Genomic DNA, 9,705 nt, shown 5'->3' on the forward strand with positions numbered 1-9,705 from the left:
ACTACTGTATATACAGTAGTTTTTTATTTTATATCAACCTTATTGAAAATAGAATAAAACAGTTCGATTTTACAAAAAAACCTACTTAATTTAAAATAGAAGTAAGTGGAGTAGACCTCTAGCAACAAGCTAGAGGTTTTTTTCAAAAATTTATTGTTTATAAACAAAAAGAATAACACGTCAGATCGTAGTCGTATTATATTTAGAGAGAGTCCACAAAACGAAATTACTATGATAAGTTTATTTGTTGCCTAATTTAATATGAAATTGCAAAAGATATGTATAGAATTGATGGTAGCAAAAACTGACTAGAAAAGGAGTGCGGGGAATGAATAAAAAAATATTAATAGTCGATGATGAAAAACCAATTGCTGATATATTGAAGTTTAATTTAGAAAAAGAAGGTTTTGAAATTGTTTGCGCGTATGATGGAGAGGAAGCATTACAAAAAGTAGATGAGTTTCTTCCTGACCTAGTTTTATTAGATATTATGTTACCAATTAGAGATGGTTTAGAAGTTTGTAGAGAAATAAGAAAGAACCATGAAATGCCGATCATTATGATTACAGCAAAAGACTCAGAATTAGATAAAGTACTAGGTTTAGAAATGGGAGCAGATGACTACGTAACTAAACCATTTAGTACACGTGAGTTACTTGCCAGAGTAAAAGCAAATTTACGTAGACACCAAACAGGAACTCCATCTGAAAAAGAGGAGTCAGTTGAAGTTACTATTGGCTCTCTTGTTATCAATCCAAACGCTTATATCGTAACAAAACGTGGCGAGAAGATCGAATTAACTCACCGCGAATTTGAATTACTATATTACTTAGCGAAGCATATCGGACAGGTTATGACGAGAGAACATTTACTTCAAACGGTTTGGGGTTATGACTACTTTGGAGATGTACGAACTGTCGATGTAACAATTCGAAGACTTCGAGAAAAAATTGAGGACAATCCAAGTTATCCACTTTTCATTGTAACAAGAAGGGGAGTAGGATATTACCTGCGTGATCCGGAGCAAGATTAATGGCAGCTTATAATAAAGTTGGTTTATTTAAATCAATTGTATTTAAATTTGTACTTGTTTATATTTTACTCATCTTGGTAGCTATGCAAATTATTAGCGTTTATTTTTCAAGAGAGCTTGAAAAACAACTCGTAAACAGTTTTACAGTTGCGATAAACGAACGTGCTAAACTACTGGCTTATAATATAAAAATAGAGTATGAAAAAAAGAAAACTCTGGACGACCCAGAAGTAAAAGCAAATATCCAAAAAATAGTTTCTGACTTCGGAAAGAATATTGGAATATCAGACGTAAGAGTTATTAACCAAAATAGTGAAGTCATTGCTACCTCGGATTCTAGTAATCGATCTATTGTTGGTAAAAGGACTACTGATATTTTAGTAAAAAGAGCTCTTTTAGTAGGTACTAGAACTGAGAAAGTGTTAATTGATCCTAAAAATGGTCATCGAATGAAAACGATAGTTACCCCAGTAATGGAAGGTGACGAAATTGTTTCAGCCATTTACACAAGTGCTTCAATGGAAAGCACTTATGAAAGAATGGAATTAATTAACCGTATTTTTTCAACTGGTACACTTATAGCAGTCGCGATTACATCCATTTTAGGTATATTGTTGGCTAAAGCAATTACGAAGCCAATCTCTGAAATAAGAAGACAGGCCCAAGAAATGGCGAAAGGAAACTTCTCTCGCAAATTAAAGGCATATAGTGAAGATGAGATTGGTGAATTAACGATATCATTTAATAATCTTTCACGTAATTTACAGCAAGCCAGAGCTTCAACGGATGGAGAAAGAAGAAAGCTTCAATCAGTACTAGAACATATGTCAGATGGGGTTATTGCAACTGACCGTAGAGGGAAAATTATTCTCTTAAACGATCCAGCTGAAACGATGCTTAATGTTTCACGTGAAACAGTATTAAATAAATCAATCTTAGAGGTATTGGGAATCGAAAAGATTAATACTTTAGATGATTTATACGATGAGCCAGATTCAATCATGTTAGATTATAGTAATAATAAGAGACCAATGATTATACGAGCTAGCCTTTCAACTATTCAAAAAGAATCCGGTAAAGTTAACGGTCTAATCGCTGTACTTTATGATGTAACTGAACAGGAAAAAATAGAGCAAGAACGTAGAGATTTTGTCTCCAATGTGTCACATGAATTAAGAACGCCGTTAACAACAATGAGAAGCTATCTAGAAGCATTATCAGATGGAGCTTGGGAGAATAAAGAAATTGCACCTAAGTTTTTACAAGTAACTCAAGATGAAACAGAACGAATGATTAGGCTAGTAAATGACTTATTACAATTATCTAAGTTAGATAGTACAGAATATCGTTTAATGAAAGATTGGGTTAACTTTACAGAGTTATTTAATCGTATAATTGATCGACATGAAATGAGTAAGTCTCAAGAAGTGTCGTTCAAACGCGAGTTCATAAGTAAGACAAGATTTGTATTTATAGATGAAGATAAAATTACACAAGTGTTAGATAATATTATTTCAAATGCACTAAAGTATTCACCAGAGGGTGGGGCTGTAACTTATCGTATTAAGGAGTCTAGAGATCAAATATTAGTTAGTATTACTGACGAAGGTATGGGAATTCCAAAAGAAAATCTATCAAAGATATTTGATCGTTTTTATCGAGTAGATAAAGCTAGATCGAGACAAGTTGGGGGCACTGGCCTAGGGCTTGCTTTGGCAAAAGAAATGATTTACGCGCACGATGGTCATATATGGGCTAAAAGTGAAGAAGGAAAGGGTACAACAGTCTATTTCACACTTCCGGTGGCTGATGACCAAGAGGATGAGTGGGAATGAGAAGAGAACATATAAAATCAGTTATATTAACTACTCTTGTTATAGTAAGCTTAGTTCTTTCGTATAGCTTATGGTCATATCAACCAACATACGATGTACTTCAAAATCAAGACTATGTCCAAAAAGTTTCGATTGGTGCAAAAAGAGACTTTAAGGACATAGTAATTCCGAATTTATTAGTTGTTCATGAATCAAATAAAAATTATGAAACAACTAAACAGAGTAATATATCACCAATTTATAGATCATTGCAGAAATCCGAAATCACAAATTTTGAAAACCTGACAAATAAAACGTCTGAAGTTGCCTACCAATCGATTACCAAAGGAAAAAATAAATTAGAAATTATTTTTCCAACTGTAGTGCCAGTAGAGACATTAGGTAAGGCTCTTAATCTAGATGCAAAACGATTACAAAATGTTTTGTTTGACCGAATAATCATCAATTTATCTACTAAACAGGATTCTTCAGCAAGGATCTATTTTTCAAATGAAGCACAAAATATTCTCTATGGAGCAAGCTTTGATAACTCTTCAATTATTGCTTCAGTTGAAAAGATTAGAGACAATTACGAAAGCTTCACTGAAAGCTTAAGATATAAGTTAGATTCAGGTAAAATAATTTATCTACCTAAAAAACCAATCAAATTAACAACGATGGAGTTTCTTACAACGGATATAGATGTTGATAAATTAAAAGATGCAATATTTAGTGATCCTTCAAATGTCCGAAAAGAAAGTACTGATTCAGGAGATACATTCACAGACGGTACTAGATTAATGTCAGTTTCACCATTAAATCGTTCGATTTCCTTTGTTAACCCGACAACACCTGAAAACAATAATAATCAAAGTCCTAATTTATTAGTCCAAAGAAGTGTTGATTTTATTAATGCTCATGGTGGTTGGACTGATGGATATATTTTGTCTGGTGTTAAACCTGAGAATAATGAAGTTTCATTTAGACTTTTTGTAAATAATTTACCTGTGTATAATAACTCAACAATCACGACGAGCTGGGGAGTAGACGATATAGAAACCTTTAAACGTCCATTGTATAAATTTAGAATCCAGGTGGATAAGAAGGAAAGTGAATTGGAGTTAATGGCTGGTCCTCAAATTATGGAGATCATATCTAATAATAAGTCTATTAATAAATCTCTTATTAAGGATATTAGCTTAGGGTACGAGACGATATTTGATGAAGATAAATCAACAATCAATCAGCCGTACTATAATAGAGCAATCCAGTTAAAACCTGTTTGGATTATAAACTACGATGACACATATAAGAAGATTGATCAAGATTTGCTAAGTAGAACTGGGGTGAATATTGTTGGATTGGAGTAGGATCAAAACAATATTTATTTTAACTTTCTTAGTATTAGATTTATTTTTAGCGATTCAATATTATCAAAAGCGAAGTAGCGATCAGTTTGATACGATGGCAGAATCGAGTATTGAGGAGCAATTAAAGGAAAATGATATCACATATGTGACATTACCTAAAAATTCTTTAAAGGAATCTTATATATCGGGTAATAGTAAGGATTTCTCGAAGAAAACTATTGCTGATAGAAAAGGACAGAATATACAAATCTACAAAGATGTATTACAAAGTCAATTGAAAAAACCAGTTCCAATTACAGAGACAAATAAAATACTCTTCTTAGAAAACTTTGTGAAGGAGTATGTTTGGAATGGTGGTAACTATCGTTATTGTCAAATAGATCCAACGTCAAAAACGATATACTTCTGTCAAACCTATAAAGATCGCCTAATTTATAATATCGAAAGCTCAGTAGTTGAAATAAAATATAACGATAATAATGAGATTTACGGGTACCGCCAAAGATATTTAGAAAACTTAAAAGAAATGATCGATAAAAAGAATGTGCAAGAAGCTTTACCGGCAATTAAAGCCATTGAAAATTTATTTGTGAAAGATGAATTAAAACCGAGTGATCGAATTACAAAAGTTGATTTTGGCTATTATACAGTAATCCCGTTATCGAATGGAGTTAAATTCATAGCACCAGCGTGGCATATAGTTGTCAATGAACAGCAGGATTACTTTGTTAATGCCATTGAGGGACAAATAATTAAGATAGATAAAGAACAATGGAGTGAATAGCGATGAGTCTGCATTTTAGTGTACTTGCAAGCGGAAGTACCGGAAATGCGTTATACGTTGGGACGGAGAAAACTAAGCTTTTAGTTGATACAGGACTAAGCGGTAAAGCGATGGAGTCTTTATTTAAAGAAATCAACAGGGATATAAAAGAAGTTTCCGGCATTCTAGTCACGCATGAGCATAGTGATCATATTAAAGGACTTGGAGTTCTTGCCAGAAGATATCAAATTCCAATTTACGCGAATGAAAAAACATGGAAAGCAATGAACCATTTAATTGGAGAAATTCCAACAGAGCAAAAGTTCATTTTTAACATGGAAACGACGATTCAGTTTGGGGATATTGAAGTTGAATCATTTGGTGTATCACATGATGCTGCTGAACCAATGTTTTACGTATTTCATCATAATGAGAAAAAATTTGTTACAATTACCGATACAGGCTATGTAAGTGACCGAATGAAGGGAATCATTTCCAACGCAGATATGTACATTTTTGAAAGTAACCATGATGTCGAAATGCTACGCATGGGTAGATATCCGTGGAGCATTAAACGCCGTATATTAAGCGATGTTGGTCACGTATCAAATGAGGATGCTGCACTAGCAATGTCAGATGTAATTGGAGATAAAACAAAACGTATTTATCTTGCTCATTTAAGCCAAGATAATAATATGAAAGAGCTTGCCAGAATGTCTGTTACACAAACATTAGAGGGAAAAGGATTTGAAGTTGGGATGCAATTTGAAATTCATGATACGGACCCTCAAAAACCAACAGATATAGTGTATGTATAAAACAGAGCGCATACTGAAGGGGAGAGTTTACTTTCTCCTCTTTTTTTTGTGCTAAAAAAAGGAGCTGTGTATAAGTGGAAAAAATAATTTTAAGCTGTGACGAGCATATAGAATGGGCTCTTGATGATTTTGTGGATAAGTATAGTGAAACACCTCTGTTGAATAAAGTCGAAAAATCGCATAATATATCCACAACCTGTGAATATTGTCAAAATGATGCCATATATATTGTATCGAACATAGATTCCCCCACTAAATGTGGATAGAAATTGTGGGTATGTGGATAACTTTTGTGTATAACTTGTTCGTAAAGTGAGGATATAGTGTGAATATCTCAATTATCAGTGTTGGAAAGTTAAAAGAGAAGTATTTAAAGATGGGGATTGATGAATACATAAAACGATTATCTAGTTATGCCAAAATGGATATAATCGAAGTCCCAGATGAAAAAGCACCAGAGAATTTAAGCGATGCAGACATGCTAATTGTAAAGGAAAAAGAAGGCGAAAGAATTTTAAGTAAAGTAGCAGAAGATGCTTATGTAATTGCATTAGCAATTAAGGGGAAGGAACATACGTCTGAATCACTAGCAAAAAAAATAGATCAACTTGCCACATATGGCAACAGCAAAGTAGCATTTGTGATTGGTGGGTCATTAGGTCTAAGTGATGCTGTGATGAAAAGAGCGGATGATACATTGTCATTTTCAAAAATGACTTTTCCACATCAATTAATGAAGTTGGTTTTAGTTGAGCAAATCTATCGTTCGTTTAGAATTAATAGGAATGAACCTTATCATAAATAATTGAGATCTTTTTTTAGAAGAATAATCTTAATAGATGTAAAATTAATATCGGATATGGGATTTTAAGAAGAAGTGTTAGTTGTAAATGTTAACTTAGATAAGATAGCGAATACTTTCAGTGTGACGGAATTCCAGAGAAGGGTTCTTCGCTTAGCCTCTAGAGTCGTCCCTAAAAAAGTGAGAGATATTGATGTTCTTAATAAATTAGCCTTCTTCCTTACAATTCCGTTTTTTATCGTGGCATTAGTGCTAATTTTCGTTAAACATATTAAAAATAAAACATTGTTAAAACATACATTAATCTATCTTTTATTAAGTAAGTTGGTTATTTTTATTAAAAACGTCTATAATAGCGGCAGTAATGGCGTTAAAACGGTACTACTTGTTATTGGTTATCCAATCGCAATTGCGATAACATTTTTTATATTCCCAATCACGATTGGCGTTGCGGCATGGTTTACGTATAAACAAGTAAAAAAATTCAATGCCATTAAAGAAGGGGTCGAGCAAATAAAAGCAGGCGATTTCCATCACCGTATAGTGGTAGATGGGAAAGGTGAGTTTGCAAGTCTTTCTAATAATATAAATACTATTACAGATGGTTTGAAAACAGCTGTTAATCGTGAATTAAAGAGTGAGAGGATGAAAACGGAGCTGATCACTAACGTATCGCATGATATTAGGACACCACTGACTTCGATCATTACGTATGTTGATTTATTGAAAAAGGAAAAGGACCCTATTAAAGTACAAGAATATGTAGAGGTTTTGGATCAAAAATCGCAAAGATTAAAGCTATTAACTGATGATTTATTTGAAGCAGCAAAAGCATCAAGTGGGACGATTCCTGTTCATCTTGAACGTATAGATATTTTATCGCTATTAACCCAGGGCTTAGGTGAAGTAAATGCAAAAGTAGAGGCTTTAGATTTAACATTTAAAATAAACCATCCCCAAAATAAACTCTATGTTGCAGCAGATGGAAAACTATTATGGAGATCTGTAGAGAATCTACTATCTAATATTTTCAAATATGCTCTAAGAGGATCAAGAGTATATATTGATATAGAAGATATGGGGAATGATATACTTCTTACTTTCAAAAACATTTCAGCTTATGAATTAAATATTTCGGCTGATGAACTAATGGAACGATTCAAAAGAGGCGATGAATCGAGAAATAGCCAAGGGAGCGGGTTAGGTCTTTCAATAGCGAAAAGTCTAATTGAAATTCAAAAAGGACAGTTTTCAATTCAAGTAGACGGTGATTTATTTAAGGCAATGATTCGATTACCTAAACATAGCAGTTTAATTTCTTAATATAAATAAATCAGATTTAGCACTCTTTTTCAAATAGGGGTGCTTTTTTTTATGAGACAAAACGATTCATGCAGAAACCTAACAAAACAAAGTATACTTAGAATGGATGAATAGAAAGACAAATTAAATTAGGGGGGATTTATAGATTGAGGGGAAAAGTAAAAAGAATACTGATATTGTTATTAACAAATCCGATTTTCTTAATTGGATACTGGGTTTTTGGACTAAAGTTAGCTTCAATATGCAAGTATGGAAGGATCGATAAAAATCTACCTATTTTATTAGTAAGCGTAGCCTTATTAATATTGGTCATTTTATTTACCATTATAAAAGTTATAAAAAGCAGCGAGCATAAACCGAATAAACCGAATAAACTTACAAACTTAAAAGCATGGAAATTTATTTCTATTGTTTTGTTTGTTGCAATTACATTATTCTACGGTGCAAACATATATAAAAGTGCGACAAACTTTGGCGGTAAACTAGCGTGGTATATAGAACGGCTAAAGAATCAAAGATCAATTAAATTTGAGCATAATAATATATTTCAATATGGAGTAGAGGGCATTTTTGAAGATATAAATAATAAGCATACATTGCCCAAAAAACTATATATGGAAAATAATTTTTCCCTTAAATTTAATTCAGATGGAACAATTACATCCCTTGATACATTTGTGTATGGGAAGAATGACAATGGAAAAGAAGAAAGCTTTCTAATAACTTATAATAAAAATAAGTCAGAAAATATTACATTATATTTACACGGGTATGCCGCTCCTAATTATAATGACGACAAACTGTTAGAACCTTTAATTGAAACCGCTAATGTGATTCCAATTAAAAAAGCAGTTAGCAAATGGAATGAAAATCAGTATGGATTGATCTATTACGGTAAAAGAAATTGGGGATACAATACAAATGGAATCATTAATATTGATAAGAATGGAAGAGAATATAGTCCGGAAACAGCAAGTACTGAAATAATTGGCTATACTGTATCATTATTTGTCCCTGGAATGGATAAAGAAATTACACCTGCTAGATATAACTTAATAGGTGATCCAAATTGGAGTAAACCATCTACTACTCCAAATCAAGCTACTTCAGATGAGAAGAAATACGAGCAAACTAATACCAAGGAACAGTTTTTTCTATCTAAAGAAGTTGGTTATAAACTAAATGTTGCAGATAAAGCATTAGGAAGCACATTTTATTCATTAAGCAAAACTACTGATGGCGGAAATACATGGACTATCATAAATAATGATCCATACAGCGGAACAGTTGGTGGTGCTTCAGGAATCGTTTTTTTGAATGACAAACTCGGATTTTTAGGAGCAGTTAATCCTTCCGGTAATGAAGGCGCCTTATACCGCACAGACGACGGGGGCAAAACTTTCAAAAAAATAAACTATACACCACACGAAGTAAAGTTGAATAATGAACAGACTATAAAACCCTTTGATACACCAAGTATGCCATATATGATGGGAGGCGTTTTAAGTATGTTGGCTGGTCAAGGTTCAGATGGGGATTATAACGGGAATAGTAGCGAACTTTATCAATCAAATGATAAAGGACAAACATGGAAATTTGTCCAGGAAATTAAAAAATAGATCGGATTAGAATGTAGAAAGATCTCTCAAAAAATTGAGAGATCATTTTTTATGTTCTTAACTTGCGAGTAGAGATAGCATCATAAGGGAAAAAACTGAAAAGGATAAATAATTAATAATTTAATCCAAAAATTGTAAATCTATAAAATTTGTAGAATGGCAA

General features: G+C 32.8%; 9 protein-coding genes. All 9 read left to right on the forward strand.

The window, feature by feature from the left end; all coding sequences use genetic code 11:
* The first annotated feature begins 328 nt into the window (after positions 1-328).
* The 9 genes from yycF to CN514_RS15205 all read left to right on the forward strand — a co-directional run bounded on the left by yycF (position 329) and on the right by CN514_RS15205 (position 9,542).
* Positions 329-1,033 (forward strand): response regulator YycF, encoded by a 705-nt coding sequence (gene yycF, locus CN514_RS15165; protein ID WP_098233304.1) that lies wholly within the window; start codon positions 329-331, stop codon positions 1,031-1,033.
* The gene (gene walK, locus CN514_RS15170) at positions 1,033-2,868 is read left to right on the forward strand and encodes a cell wall metabolism sensor histidine kinase WalK (protein WP_098233305.1); all 1,836 of its coding nucleotides are present in this window, start codon (positions 1,033-1,035) and stop codon (positions 2,866-2,868) included. Before yycF ends, walK begins: the two co-directional genes overlap by 1 nt.
* Positions 2,865-4,217 carry a YycH family regulatory protein gene (locus CN514_RS15175; protein WP_098233306.1) on the forward strand — a complete coding sequence of 451 codons (1,353 nt, stop codon included), beginning with the start codon at positions 2,865-2,867 and terminating at the stop codon, positions 4,215-4,217. Before walK ends, CN514_RS15175 begins: the two co-directional genes overlap by 4 nt.
* The gene (locus tag CN514_RS15180) at positions 4,204-5,001 is read left to right on the forward strand and encodes a two-component system regulatory protein YycI (protein ID WP_098233307.1); all 798 of its coding nucleotides are present in this window, start codon (positions 4,204-4,206) and stop codon (positions 4,999-5,001) included. The genes CN514_RS15175 and CN514_RS15180 overlap by 14 nt, the downstream gene beginning before the upstream one ends.
* A gap of 2 nt (positions 5,002-5,003) precedes the next feature.
* Complete coding sequence (locus tag CN514_RS15185; RefSeq protein WP_098233308.1) at positions 5,004-5,798, forward strand: MBL fold metallo-hydrolase; 795 nt, start codon at positions 5,004-5,006, stop codon at positions 5,796-5,798.
* Positions 5,799-5,872: 74 nt separating this feature from the next.
* Positions 5,873-6,064 (forward strand): CxxH/CxxC protein, encoded by a 192-nt coding sequence (locus CN514_RS15190; RefSeq protein ID WP_435817588.1) that lies wholly within the window; start codon positions 5,873-5,875, stop codon positions 6,062-6,064.
* Between the two features lie 59 nt (positions 6,065-6,123).
* Positions 6,124-6,603 (forward strand): 23S rRNA (pseudouridine(1915)-N(3))-methyltransferase RlmH, encoded by a 480-nt coding sequence (rlmH, locus tag CN514_RS15195; protein WP_098233309.1) that lies wholly within the window; start codon positions 6,124-6,126, stop codon positions 6,601-6,603.
* Between the two features lie 72 nt (positions 6,604-6,675).
* Positions 6,676-7,923, forward strand: coding sequence for a sensor histidine kinase (locus CN514_RS15200; RefSeq protein WP_098233310.1), 1,248 nt, complete (start codon positions 6,676-6,678; stop codon positions 7,921-7,923).
* Positions 7,924-8,045: 122 nt separating this feature from the next.
* A complete protein-coding gene (locus tag CN514_RS15205; protein ID WP_098233311.1) occupies positions 8,046-9,542 on the forward strand; it encodes a WD40/YVTN/BNR-like repeat-containing protein in 1,497 nt (498 codons plus the stop codon).
* Positions 9,543-9,705 lie beyond the last annotated feature (163 nt).

Source organism: Bacillus sp. AFS001701, from assembly GCF_002559405.1.
Lineage (GTDB): Bacteria > Bacillota > Bacilli > Bacillales > Bacillaceae_G > Gottfriedia.

What these genes read in the sequence shown, in the direction of transcription:
- yycF (WP_098233304.1), top strand. Translation starts at nt 329, where the DNA reads ATGAATAAAAAAATATTAATAGTCGATGATGAAAAACCAATTGCTGAT.
- walK (WP_098233305.1), top strand. Translation starts at nt 1,033, where the DNA reads ATGGCAGCTTATAATAAAGTTGGTTTATTTAAATCAATTGTATTTAAA.
- CN514_RS15175 (WP_098233306.1), top strand. Translation starts at nt 2,865, where the DNA reads ATGAGAAGAGAACATATAAAATCAGTTATATTAACTACTCTTGTTATA.
- CN514_RS15185 (WP_098233308.1), top strand. Translation starts at nt 5,004, where the DNA reads ATGAGTCTGCATTTTAGTGTACTTGCAAGCGGAAGTACCGGAAATGCG.